Source organism: Jiangella ureilytica, from assembly GCF_004348545.1.
GTDB lineage: Bacteria > Actinomycetota > Actinomycetes > Jiangellales > Jiangellaceae > Jiangella > Jiangella ureilytica.
In genome coordinates, this window is sequence record NZ_SMKL01000055.1 from 1 (window position 1) to 16096 (window position 16096).

Annotated in this window: 15 protein-coding genes; 7 read left to right on the top strand and 8 right to left on the bottom strand. The window is 72.8% G+C overall.

Annotated elements, in window-relative coordinates:
* The 4 genes from E1212_RS20945 to E1212_RS20960 form a co-directional block, all read right to left on the bottom strand.
* Positions 1 to 1026 (bottom strand): adenylate/guanylate cyclase domain-containing protein (locus E1212_RS20945; protein ID WP_131986039.1); only part of this gene is annotated, 1026 nt, incomplete at its 3' end.
* A complete protein-coding gene (locus tag E1212_RS20950; protein ID WP_131986041.1) occupies positions 1023 to 1532 on the bottom strand; it encodes a PH domain-containing protein in 510 nt (169 codons plus the stop codon). The genes E1212_RS20945 and E1212_RS20950, both read right to left, overlap by 4 nt.
* Before the next feature lie 46 nt (positions 1533 to 1578).
* Positions 1579 to 2334 (bottom strand): biotin--[acetyl-CoA-carboxylase] ligase, encoded by a 756-nt coding sequence (locus E1212_RS20955; RefSeq protein ID WP_131986043.1) that lies wholly within the window; start codon positions 2332 to 2334, stop codon positions 1579 to 1581.
* A 6-nt stretch (positions 2335 to 2340) separates the two neighbouring features.
* Positions 2341 to 4998, bottom strand: coding sequence for a phosphoenolpyruvate carboxylase (locus tag E1212_RS20960; RefSeq protein ID WP_131986045.1), 2658 nt, complete (start codon positions 4996 to 4998; stop codon positions 2341 to 2343).
* A gap of 140 nt (positions 4999 to 5138) precedes the next feature.
* Here E1212_RS20960 and E1212_RS20965 point away from each other — a divergent pair, with 140 nt between their 5' ends.
* The 6 genes from E1212_RS20965 (at position 5139) to E1212_RS20985 (ending at position 11312) form a co-directional block, all read left to right on the top strand.
* The gene (locus tag E1212_RS20965; protein WP_131986047.1) at positions 5139 to 6725 is read left to right on the top strand and encodes an acyl-CoA carboxylase subunit beta; all 1587 of its coding nucleotides are present in this window, start codon (positions 5139 to 5141) and stop codon (positions 6723 to 6725) included.
* A 101-nt stretch (positions 6726 to 6826) separates the two neighbouring features.
* Positions 6827 to 7036 (top strand): acyl-CoA carboxylase subunit epsilon, encoded by a 210-nt coding sequence (locus E1212_RS20970; protein WP_131986049.1) that lies wholly within the window; start codon positions 6827 to 6829, stop codon positions 7034 to 7036.
* Positions 7037 to 7100: 64 nt separating this feature from the next.
* Positions 7101 to 8768 carry a DUF885 domain-containing protein gene (locus tag E1212_RS20975; RefSeq protein WP_131986051.1) on the top strand — a complete coding sequence of 556 codons (1668 nt, stop codon included), beginning with the start codon at positions 7101 to 7103 and terminating at the stop codon, positions 8766 to 8768.
* 152 nt (positions 8769 to 8920) lie between these two features.
* Complete coding sequence (locus E1212_RS31180) at positions 8921 to 8998, top strand: putative leader peptide (RefSeq protein ID WP_420814405.1); 78 nt, start codon at positions 8921 to 8923, stop codon at positions 8996 to 8998.
* A 150-nt stretch (positions 8999 to 9148) separates the two neighbouring features.
* Positions 9149 to 10549, top strand: coding sequence for a dicarboxylate/amino acid:cation symporter (locus E1212_RS20980; protein ID WP_131986052.1), 1401 nt, complete (start codon positions 9149 to 9151; stop codon positions 10547 to 10549).
* A gap of 82 nt (positions 10550 to 10631) precedes the next feature.
* The gene (locus tag E1212_RS20985; RefSeq protein WP_238992427.1) at positions 10632 to 11312 is read left to right on the top strand and encodes a Maf family protein; all 681 of its coding nucleotides are present in this window, start codon (positions 10632 to 10634) and stop codon (positions 11310 to 11312) included.
* A gap of 5 nt (positions 11313 to 11317) precedes the next feature.
* On the opposite strand, the gene E1212_RS20990 is transcribed toward E1212_RS20985, so the two are convergent.
* Entirely contained in the window at positions 11318 to 12847 is a 1530-nt protein-coding gene (locus E1212_RS20990) for an acyl-CoA carboxylase subunit beta (protein ID WP_131986102.1), read from the bottom strand.
* A gap of 43 nt (positions 12848 to 12890) precedes the next feature.
* On the bottom strand, positions 12891 to 14057 hold the full coding sequence (locus E1212_RS20995; protein WP_131986056.1) for an acyl-CoA dehydrogenase family protein: 1167 nt from the start codon (positions 14055 to 14057) through the stop codon (positions 12891 to 12893).
* Positions 14058 to 14149: 92 nt separating this feature from the next.
* Here E1212_RS20995 and E1212_RS21000 point away from each other — a divergent pair, with 92 nt between their 5' ends.
* Positions 14150 to 14539, top strand: coding sequence for a MerR family transcriptional regulator (locus tag E1212_RS21000; RefSeq protein WP_131986058.1), 390 nt, complete (start codon positions 14150 to 14152; stop codon positions 14537 to 14539).
* Here the strand turns inward: E1212_RS21000 and E1212_RS21005 are convergent.
* Both E1212_RS21005 and E1212_RS21010 read right to left on the bottom strand, forming a co-directional pair.
* Complete coding sequence (locus E1212_RS21005; RefSeq protein WP_131986060.1) at positions 14536 to 15507, bottom strand: hypothetical protein; 972 nt, start codon at positions 15505 to 15507, stop codon at positions 14536 to 14538. The genes E1212_RS21000 and E1212_RS21005 overlap by 4 nt on opposite strands.
* Positions 15504 to 15983 (bottom strand): SigE family RNA polymerase sigma factor, encoded by a 480-nt coding sequence (locus tag E1212_RS21010; RefSeq protein ID WP_203417055.1) that lies wholly within the window; start codon positions 15981 to 15983, stop codon positions 15504 to 15506. Before E1212_RS21010 ends, E1212_RS21005 begins: the two co-directional genes overlap by 4 nt.
* Positions 15984 to 16096 lie beyond the last annotated feature (113 nt).

Here is a 16096-nt window from a genome sequence, read left to right on the forward strand (position 1 = left end):
GGCCGGGGGCGGGGGCGGGGGCTCGCGCCGCGGCGAGACGGTGAAGGCGTTGACGGTGCCGAGGCCGCGCACCGTCGTCGGCGGCAGCGCGCGCAACAGGAAGGCCGGCACGTCGGCGAGCTCCTTCGCCGTCAGGTCGTCGACGAGGACGGTGTTGCGCTCGGCCAGCGCGGTCAGCCGGGCGGCGAGGTTCGTCGGGGTGCCGAACACGTCGCCCAGCCGGGCGATCACCGGTCCGGTCGCGATGCCGACCCGGATGTCGGGCAGGTCGTCGTCCTCGCCGATCTCCTCGACCAGCCGGCAGCCGATGAGTGCCGCAGTCTCGGGGTCGTCGGCGGTGAAGACCACCTCGTCGCCGAGGGTCTTGATGACCCGCCCGCCGGTGCCGAAGATGACGTCGTTGGTGGTGGCCTCGAACTGCTCGACCAGCTGACCGAGCTCGTCGACGCTCAACCCGCGGGACAACCGGGTGAACGACACCAGGTCGGCGAACCCGACCGACGCGGGCGCGGCCAGCAGCGGCGCCTCGCCGATGCGCCCGATGGCGACCAGCCGGTTGACCGACGCGGCGAGCTTGCGGCGCCACGCGTAGATGAGCAGCCGCTCGAACTCCGGCAGCAGCTTCTGCGCCACGAGATAGGCCGACGTCAGCCGGCTCCCCGTGCCGCGCCCGCCGGCCTCGTTCGCCTCGATGATCTCGGCGAGCGTCTCGACGTGCCACTCGGCGAGCCGGCCGGTCATGCGGCCCAGCGCCCGCACCATCTGCACGGCGGTGGCCTCGTCGACCACCTCGTCCTCGACCAGCTCGGTGACCCCGCGCAGCGCCTCCATGTCCCAGACGGTGAACGCCTGCTCCTCGCCGACGTCGGGGAAGCCCAGCGCGCGCCAGTACCGCGTGACCTCGTCGACGCTGAGCCCGGCGCCCTCGGCGATCTGCTCGCGGGTGTAGCGGCGGGACGCGCCCAGCAGCAGCCGCTCGAGCTCGTCGGCGGTGGGTCGCCGCGGCGGCTCGGGCGGCAGTGTCACGCGCGCTCGTCCAGGTCGTGCGCCTCGCGCACGAGCTCGCTCAGCCGCAGCTGCACCTGGTGCACCCGCGGGACGTCGTGCAGGCGCACCTGGCCCTGCTCGCTGGCGGCCGAGACGACCAGCGTGCCGCAGCGCAGGATGCGGTCGGTGAGCTGCATCTCGTACGCGACGTCGTTGATGACGGTGTGCGGGATGTCGCGGCCGGTGCGGGTGATGATGCCCTGCCGCGTGATCAGCCGCTCGCTGGTGATGGTGTACGTGGTGGTCAGCCAGGTGAGGAACGGCCAGATGACCCAGACGCCGAGCACCACGAGCCCGACGATGACGATGGCCCAGCGCCCCACGGTGCCGACCAGCTCGCCGTCGGGCAGCGCGCCGAGCCCGAAACCCACCCCGGCGGCCAGGACCAGCAGCACGAGCACCGGCACGATCAGCGCCTTGACGTGCGTGTGCAGGTGGTAGATCACCTGCTCGTCGTCGCTGAGCTGCTTATCGGAAAACCCCATGGCGTGAATCCTGGCACGTGACACCCGCGAGCGAGAACAGGCGCTCTCACCGCGGGCGCAGATGGACGACGTCTCCGGCGCCGACGGCGACCGGGTCACCCGCCGCCGCGGTCGCGATGAGCAGCCGCCCGGAGTCGTCGATGCCGGTCGCGAGGCCCTCGACGGCGTCTCCGCCGGGCAGCTCGGCGCGGACGTCGCGGCCGAGGGTGTCGCAGCGGCGGGTGTAGTCCTCGGCCAGCCCGCTGGCGAGCGGGTCGCCGCCGGCGGCGCGCCAGCCCTCGTACCGCGCGGCCAGCCGGTCGCCGACGGCGTCGAGCACCACCGCGTCGGTGTCCTGCTCGAACTCCCCGGTGACGACCCCCATCGAGACACCGCCCGGCGGCAGCTGGTCCGCCGTCTGGGCGACGTTGAGCCCGATGCCGACGACGGCGGCCGGCCCGGCCGGCGTGTCGACGCGCTCGGTGAGGATGCCCGCCAGCTTGCCGCCGTCGAGCAGGACGTCGTTGGGCCACTTGAGGACGGCGTCCACCCCCGCCGCCAGCCGCACCGCCTCGACGACGGCGACCCCGGCGAGCAGCGGCAGCCACGGCCAGCGCGCCACGGGGACATCGTCGGGCCGGAGCAGGAACGACATCGCCAGCGCCGTGCCGGGCGGGGCCTCCCAGCGCCGGTCCAGCCGGCCCCGGCCCGCGCTCTGGTGCTGGGCGACGACGGCGTATCCCTCGGCCGCGCCGTCACGGGCCGCCGCGGCGACGTCGGCGTTCGTCGACCCCGTCGTGGCGATGCGGTGAATCGTCCACACGGGCCGTCAGCCGGTGTTCTGCAGGCCCGCGGCGACGCCGTTGACGCTGATCTGCAGCAGCCGCCGGGTGGCGGCCTCGGCGGCCGATCCGGACTCGACCTCGTCCTGCCGGAGCGCCCGCAGCGCGCGGACCTGCAGGTACGACAGGGCGTCGACGTACGGGTTGCGCAGGGCGACCGCGCGGCCCAGCACGTGACGGTCCTCGAGCAAGCGGGTGTGCCCGGTGACGTCGAGCACCCAGCGGGTGGTCAGCGCGTGCTCGTCGAGGATCTGCCGGGTCAGCTCGGGCCGGTCGCCCAGCGCGAGGTAGCGCGCGGCGATGCGGCGGTCGGACTTCGCCAGCGACATCTCCGCGTTCTCCATCATGACCGTGAACAGCGGCCACTCCTGGTACGCGCGGCGCAGCAGGTCGAGGTCGCCGACGGCGGCCAGCCCGGAGCCGAGGCCGTACCAGCCGGGCAGCGTGACCCGGGTCTGCGACCACGAGAACACCCACGGGATGGCGCGCAGGTCGTCCAGCGACGACACCGTCAGGCCCCGCCGGGCCGGCCGCGAGCCGATGGGCAGCGAGCCGACCTCTTCCAGCGGAGTGACCCGGGCGAACCACTCGGGGAAGCCGTCGGTGCGGACCAGCGCGTGGTAGGTCTCGCGGGCCGCGGCGTCGAGCGTCGCCGCCACACCGGCGAAGTCGACGGCGGCCGCCCGGGCCCGCTCCTCGACCGCGGGAGTGGACGCCAGCAGCACGGCCGACGCGACCTGCTCGATGTGCCGCCGCGCGATGGCGGGGTCGCCGTAGCGGGCGAAGATGACCTCGCCCTGCTCGGTGAGCTTGAACCGGCCGTCGACCGAGCCCGGCGCCTGCGCCAGCACCGCCCGGTTGGCCGGCCCGCCGCCGCGCCCCAGCGCCCCGCCGCGGCCGTGGAACATCGTCAGCGTGATCTCGTTCTCGTGCGCCCACGCCGTGAGGCGGTCCTGCGCGTCGTACAGCGCCAGCGTGGCCGACACCGGGCCGACGTCCTTGGCGGAGTCGGAGTAGCCGAGCATGATCTCCATGCGCCGGCCGGTGGCGGCCAGCCGCGCGCGCACCTCGGGCAGCTCGAGGACGCCGTCGAGGATCGCCACGCAGGCCGCGAGGTCGGCGCCGGTCTCGAACAGCGGCACCACGTCGAGCTCGACCGGCCGGCCGTCGAGGGCGTGGCGGGCCAGCTCGTGCACGGCGGCGACGTCGTCGGCGGACTGGGTGAACGAGACGACGTAGCGGCGGCAGGCGTCGGGGCCGAACCGGGCCTGGATCTGCGCCATGACCCGGATGGTCGCCAGCACCTCCTCGGTGCGGTCGGACAGCACGCCGCCGGCCCGGATCTCCTCCAGTGCGGCGCGGTGGACGGCACTGTGCTGGCGGACCTCGAGCTCGGCCAGGTGGAAGCCGAACGACTCGACCTGCCAGATGAGGCCCTGCAGCTCGCCGTAGGCCTGCCGCGCGGCGCCGGCCTCGGCCAGGCTGGCCTGCACGGCGCGCAGGTCGGCCAGCAGCTCCGTGGCCGCGGCGTAGGCGAGGTCGGCGTCGCGGCGGCGGGTGGCGCCGATGCGGGCGGCCGCGTACAGGACGGCGATGCGGTGCGGCTCGTTGGGCGAGCGCGACGCCAGCTCGGTGTAGAGCTCGGGCTGGGCGGCCTGGGCGTCGGCCAGCATGCGGCGCAGCTCGGTGGCGGGCGGCGTGGACGCGGCGTCGAGCGTGAGCCCGCGGCCCACCCGGGCACAGGCCGCCTCGAGCGCCCGGAGCACGTGGTCGGACTGGACCGCCATGGCCTGACGGGTGACGGCGCTGGTGACGTGCGGGTTGCCGTCGCGGTCGCCGCCGATCCAGGAGCCCAGCCGGACGAACGCCGGCACCTGCGGGGCCGCCACCACGGCCGCCCCGCCGGCGAGCGCCATCTCCGCGCGCCGGTACACCTGCGGCACCACGTGGAAGAGCACGTCGTCGAAGGCGGACATGGCGGTGCGGACCTCGTCGAGCGGGCCGGGGCGGTCGACCCGCAGCGGCGCCGTGCGCCACAGCACGTCGATCTGCTCGAGCAGCATGCGCTGCGTCTCGGCGTCTTCGGACGTGCCCAGGCGGGGGTCGTCGCGCCGCTCGAGCAGTCCGGCGATGCGCCGGATGGACGTGACGACGGCGCGGCGGCGCGCCTCGGTGGGGTGTGCGGTGAGCACGGGCCGGAACTCGAGGCCGTCGAGCAGGTGCTTGGCCTTGTCGTGGCCGGCGAGGCGGGCGACGTCCTCGACGGCCTTCGCGACGGTGCCGGCCAGCGGGTGGTCGGGGCGGTCGCCGGCCCGCAGCGAGCGGACCCGGTGGTACTCCTCGGCGGCGTTGACGAGGTGGAAGTAGACGGTGAACGCGCGGGCGACCTCGTCGGCCCGGTCGAGCGTCCACGACGCCACCAGCTGCTCGGCCTGGGCGGCGGCGTCGTCGGCGACGGTCTGGTCCTCGTGGTGCGAGGCGATGGTCAGCTCGCGCAGCCGCTCGACGTCGGCCAGCAGGCCGTCGCCGCCGTATTCGCGCAACACCTGGCCCAGGGCGTCGCCGAGCTGCCGGACGTCGGCACGCAGCCGTTCGGGCATCTCGAAACGGGCCGCCTCGCGGGATCCGGTGGCAGTGGAAGCCATGCGCCCAGCGTAGACAGCGGACATGGAACGCCGGGTCCGCACCCCACAGTCCGAGACGGGAGGGCGAGACGGGAGTCACTGCCGCTTCGTCCGGTGTGCTCTACCCTGCTAGGGCTTCACCCGACGACGGAGGCCACACCATGACGACGCACGACGGTCCGGACATCCACACGACCGCGGGCAAGCTCGCCGACCTGCGGCAGCGGATCGACGACGCCGTGCACGCCGGCTCCGAGCGGGCGGTCGAGAAGCAGCACGCGCGCGGCAAGAAGACGGCCCGCGAGCGCATCGCGATGCTGCTCGACGAGGGCTCGTTCGTGGAGTTCGACGAGCTGGCCCGGCACCGGTCCACCGCGTTCGGCATGGAGAGGAACCGGCCCTACGGCGACGGCGTCGTCACCGGCTTCGGGACGGTCGACGGCCGCCAGGTCGCGGTGTTCGCCCAGGACTTCACCGTTTTCGGCGGCAGCCTCGGCCAGGTGTTCGGCGAGAAGATCGTCAAGGTCATGGACTTCGCGCTGAAGACCGGCTGCCCCATGATCGGCATCAACGACTCCGGCGGCGCGCGCATCCAGGAGGGCGTCGTCTCGCTCGGCCTCTACGGCGAGATCTTCCGCCGCAACGTGCACGCGTCGGGCGTCATCCCGCAGATCTCGCTGATCATGGGCCCGTGCGCGGGCGGCGCCGTGTACTCGCCGGCCATCACCGACTTCACCGTCATGGTCGACCAGACGTCGCACATGTTCATCACCGGCCCCGACGTCATCAAGACCGTCACCGGCGAGGACGTCGGCTTCGAGGACCTCGGCGGCGCGCGGGCGCACAACACGAAGAGCGGCAACGCCCACTACATGGCCGCGGACGAGGCCGACGCCGTCGACTACGTCAAGGCGCTCATCTCGTACCTGCCGCAGAACAACCTCGACCCGGCGCCGTCGTTCCCCGACGCCGTCGCGCCGCTCGAGGTCACCGACTCCGACCTGGCCCTGGACACCCTGGTGCCGGACAGCGCGAACCAGCCGTACGACATGCACACCGTCATCGAGGCCGTGCTCGACGACGGTGACTTCCTCGAGGTGCACCCGCTGTTCGCCGGCAACATCATCGTCGGCTTCGGCCGCGTCGAGGGCCAGTCCGTCGGCGTCGTCGCGAACCAGCCGATGCAGTTCGCCGGCACCCTCGACATCGACGCGTCGGAGAAGGCGGCCCGGTTCGTGCGCACCTGCGACGCGTTCAACATCCCGGTGCTGACCTTCGTCGACGTGCCCGGCTTCCTGCCCGGCACCGACCAGGAGTGGAACGGCATCATCCGGCGCGGCGCCAAGCTCATCTACGCCTACGCCGAGGCGACCGTGCCGCTGGTGACCATCATCACGCGCAAGGCCTACGGCGGCGCCTACGACGTCATGGGCTCCAAGCACCTCGGCGCCGACGTCAACCTCGCCTGGCCGAGCGCGCAGATCGCCGTCATGGGCGCCCAGGGCGCGGTCAACATCCTGTACCGGCGCGAGCTCGCCGACGCCGACGACCCCGCCGAGCGGCGCGCTCAGCTCGTCACCGAGTACGAGGACACGCTGGCGAACCCGTACGTCGCCGCCGAGCGCGGCTACGTCGACGCCGTCATCGAGCCGTCGCGCACCCGGGTGTCGATCATCCAGGCGCTGCGGGCGCTGCGCACCAAGCGTGAGACGCTGCCGCCGAAGAAGCACGGCAACATCCCGCTCTGACCGCTCGGGCGGCTGAGTCCGGATTCGGCCGCGAGCCCCGACCGGCTGCTGCCGTTCCGGTCCCACCGAGCCGGACTCGACGATCCGGATAGAGTGACGGCGTGACCGATGCGCCGCCGCTGTTCCGGGTCGTCCGCGGAACGCCCACCGACGAGGAGCTGGCCGCCCTCGTCGTCGTGCTGACGGCGAGGGCGGCGGCCGGGCGCGCGCCGTCGGCCCCGGAGCGGTCGTCGTGGGCGTCGTACTGGAACCACCGGGCGCCGCTGGCGCCGGGCGCGGGCGCGTGGCGGGCCAGCGCCCTCCCCCGCTGATCTGACACAGATCTGCCCGCCGTTCGTCCTTCTCGTCACAAGATTGCCCGGATAGGGTCGCTGGGTGACGACTCCGCAGCCGCCGCGCACCGTCGACGAGATCGCTGACGCCTACGTCGACGAGTACGCCGCCCTCGACCCGTACACCGCCACCTACGCCGGCCTGAGCGGCTACGACGCCCTCAGCACCGACCTGTCGCCGGACGGGTTCGCCGAGCGCCGGGCGCTCGCCGAGCGCACCCTCGCGGCCCTCGCGACGGCCACCGCGGCCGACGAGCGCGAGCGGGTCGCGGGCGAGGCGATGCGCGAGCGGCTGTCCCTCGACATCGAGATGGACGACGCCGGGCTGAACCGCAACCTCAACGTCATCGAGAGCCCGTTCCACTGGGCCCGCGAGACGTTCGACCTCATGCCCACGGACACCGAGGAGCAGTGGGCGAACATCGCCGCCCGCATGCGCGCCGTGCCGACGGCACTGGAGCAGTACCGCCAGACCATGGACGCCGACATCGCCGCCGGCCGCCCGTCGCCGCGCCGCCAGGTGCTCGCCGTCGCCGAGCAGGCCGGCCGGGTCGCGAACACGTTCTTCGGCGAGCTGGCCGCAGCCGGGCCGGAGTCGATGCGGGCGGAGCTCGACGCCGCTGCCGCCGCGGCCTCCGAGGCGTACCGCGCGTTCGGCGGCTACCTCACCGAGACCGCAGCGCCCACGGCGCGCGAACAGGACGCCGTCGGGCGCGACGCCTACGCCATCGCCTCGCGCTACTTCCTCGGAGCAGCCGTCGACCTCGACGAGACCTACGAGTGGGGCGTCGCCGAGCTGGCCCGCATCGAGACCCAGCTGGCCGAGGTCGCGCAGGACATCGTCCCCGGCGGCACGGTCGACGACGCCGTCGCCGCGCTGGACGCCGACCCGGCCCGCACGATCGTGGGCACCGCCGGCCTGCAGTCGTGGATGCAGAAGCTGTCCGACCGCACTATCGAGGCGATGGCCGGCGTCCACTTCGACATCCCCGACCCGATCCGCCGGCTGGAGTGCCGCATCGCCCCCACCAAGGAGGGCGGCATCTACTACACCAGCCCCAGCGACGACTTCACCCGCCCCGGGCGCATGTGGTGGTCCGTCCCCGAGGGCGTCGAGGAGTTCTCCACCTGGCGCGAGACCACCACGGTGTTCCACGAGGGCGTGCCCGGTCACCACCTGCAGGTCGCCCAGGTCATCTACCGGCGCGAGGTCCTCAACCGCTGGCAGCGGCTGCTGTGCTGGGTGTCCGGGCACGGCGAGGGCTGGGCGCTCTACGCCGAGCGGCTCATGGCCGACCTCGGCTTCCTCGACGACCCCGGCGACCGCCTCGGCATGCTCGACAGCCAGTCCTTCCGCGCCGCCCGCGTCGTCGTCGACATCGGCATCCACCTGGGCAAGGAGATCCCGGCCTCGCTGGTGGCGGCCGACGGGTTCCCGGCCGGGGTCTGGACGCCGGAGGCGGCGTACACCTTCCTGCGCGCCCACTGCCGCATGCCCGACGAGTTCCTCCGCTTCGAGCTCGACCGCTATCTCGGCTGGCCGGGCCAGGCGCCGTCGTACAAGATCGGCGAGCGCATCTGGCTCGCCGCCCGCGACGACGCCCGCCGCCGTCAGGGCGACGCGTTCGACCTGCGCGAGTTCCACCGGGCGGCGCTCGACCTCGGCTCCATCGGCCTCGACCCGCTCCGCGAGGCGCTCGCCCGGTTGTGACGGCTGCCAGGCTCGCGGTGAGCAGCGTGCCGTAGAGCACGCCAGCCGTTGGTCCCGTCTGGGATGGCCTGATCTCGGCTGTGACCCGGATCACGCCGTCGATCCGGGATCGCGGGAATTGGGCCGGTTCGCCCGCCGTTGGGCTGGTCGACATGGTGAACATCTGGGGCCTCACTGAGCGCCTGCACGTCGATCTGCGACGGCAGGCCAGCGCTGCCTGTCCGGTCTAGGACCGCAGCACCCGCGATCGCCCGGCACCGGTCACCCGCTTCCCTGCCTCGCCCCCTGCCGCCCGGTCGCGGCTCCGCGCGCTCACCGCGGCGCGCCCGCGCGCTTCGCCGCGCCCTCACCTCCCCTCGTCCCACCCGGAAGGTCTTCGCATGTCCGAAACCACGACCGCAGGCGCGCCCGCGTCCCGCCGGCTGCGCCTGCCCTCGTTCTCCGTCCAGGTCGTCATCGGCCTGGTGCTGGGTGTCGTCCTCGGCCTGATCGCCCGCGAGCTGGGCCCGGCCGCCGACGGCAACCCGAACTGGCTGACGAGCACCCTCGACACCGTCGGCGGCCTCTTCGTCGACCTGCTGCGGGCCGCCGTCATCCCGCTGATCTTCACCGCGATCGTCGCGAGCATCGCGAACCTGCGCAACGTCACCAACGCGGCCCGGCTGGCCGGCCAGACGCTGCTGTGGTTCGCGATCACCGCCTTGATCGCGGTCGCCATCGGCATCGCGCTCGGCCTGATCCTGCAGCCGGGCGAGCACACGTCCGTCACCCAGGACCAGGCCGCCGAGCCCGGTCGCACCGGCGACTGGTGGGCGTTCCTCACCAGCCTCGTCCCGACCAACTTCCTCGCCCTCACGGCGTCGACCTCGATCGACCCCGAGTCCGGCGCGGCGGCCACGAGCCTGAGCTTCAACGTGCTGCAGTTCGTCGTCGTGTCGGCGGCCATCGGCATCGCCGCGCTGAAGCTCGGCGACAAGGCCGAGCCGTTCCTGGCCTTCAACCGGGCCGCGCTGTCGATCGTCCAGAAGGTGCTCTGGTGGATCATCCGGCTGGCCCCGATCGGCACCGTCGGCCTGCTGGGCTACGCCGTCGCCGACTACGGCTGGGACGCCATCGGCTCACTCGGCCGGTTCACGCTGGCCGTCTACATCGGGCTGGCGCTGGTGCTGTTCGTCGTCTACCCGGTGCTGCTGCGGGCGCACGGCCTGAACCCGGTCAAGTTCTTCACCGGCGCGTGGCCGGCCATCCAGCTGGCGTTCGTGTCGCGCTCCTCGGTCGGCACGCTGCCGGTCACCGAGCAGGTCACCGAGCGCAACCTCGGCGTCTCGCGGTCCTACGCGTCGTTCGCGGTGCCGTTCGGCTCGACGACGAAGATGGACGGCTGCGCCGCGATCTACCCGGCGATCGCCGCGATCTTCGTGGCACAGTTCTTCGGCCTCGACCTGTCGGTGTCGGACTACCTGCTGATCGTGCTGGTCTCCGTCGTCGGCTCGGCCGCGACCGCCGGCACCACGGGCGCGACGGTCATGCTCACGCTGACGCTGTCGACGCTGGGCCTGCCGCTGGCCGGCGTGGGCCTGCTGCTGGCCGTCGACCCGATCCTCGACATGGGCCGGACGGCGGTCAACGTCGCCGGTCAGGCGCTGGTCCCGACCATCGTCGCCAAGCGCGAGGGCCTGCTCGATCTGGCGGCGTACAACTCAGACCGGCGCGGTGACGTGTTCGCCGACGGTGGTGAGGAGCGAGACAAGACGCCCGACTTGGCGTTAACCTCTGCGTGACCATGATCACCCCATGATCGTCGGCGGCCGATGCTGCTCCAGGCATCGACCGCCGATGATCATTGTCGGTAACGTGAGGTCCGTGGTGCGCCTGCTGCTCGCTTCCCAGTCCCCCGCCCGGCTGGCGACCCTGCGCTCCGCCGGCATCGAACCGGTCGTCCAGGTCTCCGGCGTCGACGAGGACGCGGTGCTGGCCGCGGCGCGCGAGCGTGGGCCGCTCCCGCCGCACGACGTGCCGCTGCTGCTCGGCCGGGCCAAGGCCGAGAAGGTCGCCGGCAAGACGTTCACCGGCATGATCGTGCTCGGCTGCGACTCCGTCCTCGAGCTCGACGGCGAGATCCACGGCAAGCCGGCCGACTCCGTCGAGGCGGTGCGGCGCTGGCGGCGCATGCGCGGCCGGTCCGGCATCCTGCACTCCGGCCACTGGCTCATCGACCTGCGCGAACCCGAGGACGGCGGCACCGGCCGCGCGGTCGGCGACACCGCCAGCACCACGGTGCACTTCGCCGACCTCTCCGACGCCGAGATCCGCGCCTACGTCGCCACCGGCGAGCCGCTGCGCGTGGCCGGGGCGTTCACCATCGACGGTCTCGGCGGCCCGTTCGTCACCGCCATCGACGGCGACCACCACGCCGTCGTCGGCCTGTCGCTGCCGCTGCTGCGCACCCTGCTGGGCCGGCTGGGGGTCTCGATCACCGAACTGTGGCGCACCGACCCCGACCACGAGCCGGTCCGCCGCCGCGCCCGCCGCGCGGCCCGCTGACGGGCTCAGACCGGCGGCACGCCGTGCCGCCGCTCGGAGAATCGCCGGTCCTTGCCGGCCGCGGCCGCCAACCGCGCGACGAGCTGGCCCCGCAGCTCCTCGGGCTCCACGATCGCGTCGATGACCAGGTCGGACGCCAGCCGCAGGATGTCGATGTCGGCCTCGTACTCCAGCCGCAGCCCCTCGACGTACGCCGCCCGCTCCTCGTCGTCGGCGATGGCGGCGATCTTGTTGAAGTAGACGGCGTTGATCGCGGCCTCCGGGCCCATGACGGCGATCTTCGCGGTCGGCAGCGCGAGGCAGGCGTCCGGCCCGAACCCCGGCCCGCACATCGCGTACAGACCGGCACCGTAGGCCTTGCGGACGATCACCGACACCGTCGGCACCGTGGCCTCGGCCACCGCGGTGATCATCTTGGCGCCGTGCCGGATGATCCCCTCGCGCTCCACCGACGAGCCGATCATGAAGCCGGGCACGTCGGCCAGGTAGATCAGCGGCACGTTGAACGCGTCGCACAGCCAGATGAACCGGGCCGCCTTGTCCGCGGAGTCGGTGAACAGCACGCCGCCCTTGACGGCGGGCTGGTTGGCGACGACACCGACCGGCTGGCCCTCGAGCAGCCCGAACCCGGTGACCAGCTCGGCCGCGAACAGCGGCTTCACCTCGAAGAACGAGTCGCCGTCGATCAGAGCGTCGATGACGTCGTGGATGTCGTAGCCCATCGACTCCTCGGCGGGGACGAGGTCGCGGGTGAACTCGCGAGCGGCGCCCCCGGCGGCGTACGACGGCGGCGGCTGACGCCACGAGCCGGGCAGGTAGGAGAAGAACGCCTTCGCCTGCTCGATCGCCTCGGCGTCGTCGGCCGCGAGGTTGTCGCCGCAGCCGGACACCGTCGCGTGCATGCGGGCGCCGCCCATCTCGTCGAGCGTCACCTTCTCGCCGACCACCATCTCGGCCATGCGGGGCGAGCCGAGGTACATCGAGGCGTTGCCCTCGACCATGATCACGACGTCGCAGAAGGACGGGATGTAGGCGCCGCCGGCCGCGCTGGGCCCGAACAGGCAGCAGATCTGCGGCACCTTGCCCGACAGCGCCACCTGGTTGTGGAAGATGCGCCCGGCGCCGCGGCGGCCGGGGAACAGCTCGACCTGATCGGTGATGCGGGCGCCGGCGGAGTCGATGAACCAGAACACCGGCAGCTCGTCGCGCAGCGCCGTCTCGGTGACCCGGACGATCTTCTCGACGGTCCGCGCGCCCCACGAGCCGGCCTTGACGGTGGGGTCGTTCGCGACGACCAGCGCGGGCCGGCCCTCGACCAGGCCGCGACCGGTGACGACGCCGTCGGCCGGCAGCCCCGTGGCGAGCGCGTGGGCCAGCTGGCCGTCCTCGACGAAGGTCCCGGTGTCGAAGAGCAGGTCGAGGCGGTCGCGCACGTAGAGCTTGCCCTGTGCGGCCAGCTTGGCGGCACCGGCGTCCGACGGGACCTCGGTGGCCTTGCGTGCCGCGTCGACCTCGGCGTAGTGGTCGCGCCCCACGGCGTCCCCTTCCGTCCCCGTCGCCGTTCTCGTCACGAGACGATCATGCCTGAACCGGCAGGCCCAGGCCGCGCGCCAGGACGAGCCGCTGGATCTCGCTGGTCCCCTCGCCGATCTCGAGGATCTTCGCGTCGCGGTAGAAGCGCGCCACCGGGTACTCCTCCATGAAGCCGTAGCCGCCGTGCACCTGCGTGGCGATGCGGGTGGCGGTGACGGCGGACTCCGTCGCGTAGAGCTTGGCCGACGCTGCCGCCTGCTTCACCTCGGCGGCGGGCGCACCGGCGTCGCGCAGGGCCGCTGCCCGGTAGGTCAGCAGCCGGGCGGCCTGCGCCATGACGTGCAGGTCGGCGATCTGGAACGCGACGGCCTGCTTCGCGCCGATGGGCACGCCGAACGAGGTCCGCTCGTGCGCGTAGGGGACGCTGGCGTCGAGCATCGCCTGGATGCAGCCGACGGCGAGGGCGGCGATGGCGATGCGGCCGTCGTCGAGCGTGGCCAGGAACTGCGCGAACCCCTGGCCGCGCTCGCCCAGGAGGTGGTCGGCCGGCACCCTGGCGCCGTCGAAGGTCAGCGGGTGGGTGTCGGACGCGTGCCAGCCGAGCTTGTCGTAGGCCGGCTCGACGATGAACCCGGGCGTGCCGGACGGGACGATGATCGCGGAGATCTCCGCGGTGCCGCCGGACCGCTCGCCGGTGCGCGCGGTGATGGTGACGCAGCTGGTCAGCTCGGTGCCGGAGTTGGTGATGAACTGCTTGGCGCCGTCGACGACCCACTGGTCGCCGTCGAGGACCGCGCGGGTCGCCGTCGCGCCGGCGTCGGAGCCGGCACCGGGCTCGGTGAGGCCGAACGCGGCCAGCGCCCGGCCGGCCACGAGGTCGGGCAGCCAGCGGTCCTTCTGCGCCGCGGTGCCGTAGGTCAGGATCGGCATGATGCCCAGCCCGACGGCGGCCTCGAGCGTGATGCCGAGCGACTGGTCGACGCGGCCGATCTCTTCGATCGCCACGCACAGGCTGGTGAGGTCGCCGCCGGCGCCGCCGTACTCCTCGGGCGCCGTCAGGCCGAACAGGCCCAGATCGCCCATGGCGCGCACGACGGCGACGGGGAACTCGTGCTTGCGGTCCCACTCCGCGGCGTGCGGCGCGATCTGCGCACGCGCGAAGTCGCGGACGACCTGGCGGAACTGCTCGTGTTCCGCGGAGAGCTCGAACATCGTCGTTCCCGCTTCCGTAGTGCCCGGTACTTGACGCTTACGTTAACGTAAGTTTGGGCGTGAGACCAGGCTTCCGGAGCGGAGGGCGACGGGTGACCGGCACGGAGCGGACGTGGAGCATCACCGAGCTCGCCGAGGAGTTCGGCATCACCCTGCGCACGATCCGGTTCTACGAGGAGCAGGGCCTGCTGACGCCGGCCCGCAACGGCACCCGGCGCATCTTCGCCGACGGCGACCGCGTGCGGCTCGGCCTGGTGTTGCGCGGGAAGCGGCTCGGGTTTCCGCTCGACGAGATCAAGAAGATCATCGGCATGTACGACGCCGAGCCCGGCGAGGTGGGGCAGCTGCGCTACCTGCTCGACCAGATCGAGCAGCGCCGGGCGGAGCTGGAGATGCGCCGACGCGACATCGACGCCACCCTGTCCGACCTCGCGGACCTGGAGCGTCGATGCCGCGCCGACCTGGAGCGGCTGTCGGTCTAACCCCCCGGGGGCGGGTCGGTGATGGGCTGCCTGTCGCACTGCGCGGCGCCGTCCATGACGACCTCCGCGACCTCGCCACCTGACATCAGGAAGTGCCAGGCCCGCATGATGACGTTCTCGCCGTAGAACACCGCGCGGTAGTACCCGTCGTCGGTGAACGTCGGATCGGTGTACGCCGCGAGGACGTCGCTCTCGGTCGAGCCGGCCGCGATGCCCTCGGGCGTCGCCACCGGGATGTCGAAGTGCATCGTCGCGACCTCGAAGTGCGGCCGCAGGTCGTCCGGGTACTCGCCCCAGCTGCCCCGGACCGAGATGAGACCGTGCGCGTTCGCGCTGCGGTACTCGCCGTAGCAGGCCTCGTGGTACCCCGTGCCCGGCTCGTAGGGCGTGATCACGACGCCCGGGATGGTCTCGAGCTCGGTGAGCGGCGTACCGACGGTGTAACCGTCGATGCCCTCGTTGGGGTAGATGACGGTCTTGCCTGCGGCCGGGTCCTCCGTGGTCGGGTCCTCGCCGCCCTCGGTGCCCGTCTCGGCGCCGGTCTCGGTGCCGGTCTCGCCGCCGGGGTCGGTGGCGGGGGGCGCCTCGGTCTCGTCGTCGGGCGGGGTGTCCGGGGTCTCGCCGGTCGGCGGCTCGACCGCCTCCCCGGTCTCCGTCGCGTCCGGCGTCATGAGCGTGCTCGGCGGCGCCGGGGTCTCCTCGACCGTCGGGGGCGCGGGCGTCTCGAGGGTGGTCGGCGTGTTCGCCGGGGCCGGGTTCGGGGCGGCGGTGAACTGCCCGCTCACCGCGACGGAGCCGACCGCCAGCGCGGCCACCAGGCCCACCGAGCCGGCGGCCGATGCCACCATGCGGGTGGTCCGCCGCCGCTGTGCGCCCTTGACGATCCGCCCGACCGCGTCGGTCCGCGCGTTGAGCGACAGCCGCTCGTCGCCGAGGATCCGGCGCAGTTCATCGTCGAAGTCGTTCATCGTTCACGTCCCTCCACCGCGGACACGCTCGCCCGCAACTTCGCCAAGGCCTTGCTCGCCTGGCTCTTGACGGTGCCCTGACTGATGCCCAGCGCCTCGGCGATCTCCGCCTCGGACAGGTCCTCGTAGTAGCGCAGCACCAGCACTGCCCGCTGCCGCGGCGGCAGCTCGGACAGCGCCTGCCACATCGGCTCGCCGTCGAGCCGGTCCGGCTGGAACGCCACCCGCTCCGGGAACTGCTCGACCAGCACCTCGCGGCGCCGGCGCCGCCACCGGCTGACGTGCGCGTTGGCCATCGACCGCCGCACGTAGGCCTGCGGGTCGGTGTTCTGCCGCATGATCTTGGCCCAGTGCGATCCGACCTTCTCCAGAGCGGTCTGCACCAGGTCAGCGGCGTCGTGCGGCGAGCCCGTGAGCGCGTGGCCGTAGCGCAGCAGCCCCGGCAGGCTCGCCCGGACGAACTCCTCGAAATCCATGGTGGCCTCGTCCGCCTCGGAACGACCCGCCCTCACCGCCGTGCCCACGGCCGCGGCTTCCTCGTCTGGGGACTGTATAAGCATCACGACCCCGCCCTCACGTCTTGAACCTT

Bases quoted from the DNA above. Each gene is read 5' to 3' on its own strand.
- E1212_RS20995 (WP_131986056.1), bottom strand. From the start codon at position 14,057: ATGTTCGAGCTCTCCGCGGAACACGAGCAGTTCCGCCAGGTCGTCCGC.
- E1212_RS20965 (WP_131986047.1), top strand. From the start codon at position 5,139: ATGACGACGCACGACGGTCCGGACATCCACACGACCGCGGGCAAGCTC.
- E1212_RS20980 (WP_131986052.1), top strand. From the start codon at position 9,149: ATGTCCGAAACCACGACCGCAGGCGCGCCCGCGTCCCGCCGGCTGCGC.
- E1212_RS20960 (WP_131986045.1), bottom strand. From the start codon at position 4,998: ATGGCTTCCACTGCCACCGGATCCCGCGAGGCGGCCCGTTTCGAGATG.
- E1212_RS31180 (WP_420814405.1), top strand. From the start codon at position 8,921: ATGGTGAACATCTGGGGCCTCACTGAGCGCCTGCACGTCGATCTGCGA.
- E1212_RS21005 (WP_131986060.1), bottom strand. From the start codon at position 15,507: ATGAACGACTTCGACGATGAACTGCGCCGGATCCTCGGCGACGAGCGG.
- E1212_RS21010 (WP_203417055.1), bottom strand. From the start codon at position 15,983: ATGGATTTCGAGGAGTTCGTCCGGGCGAGCCTGCCGGGGCTGCTGCGC.
- E1212_RS20950 (WP_131986041.1), bottom strand. From the start codon at position 1,532: ATGGGGTTTTCCGATAAGCAGCTCAGCGACGACGAGCAGGTGATCTAC.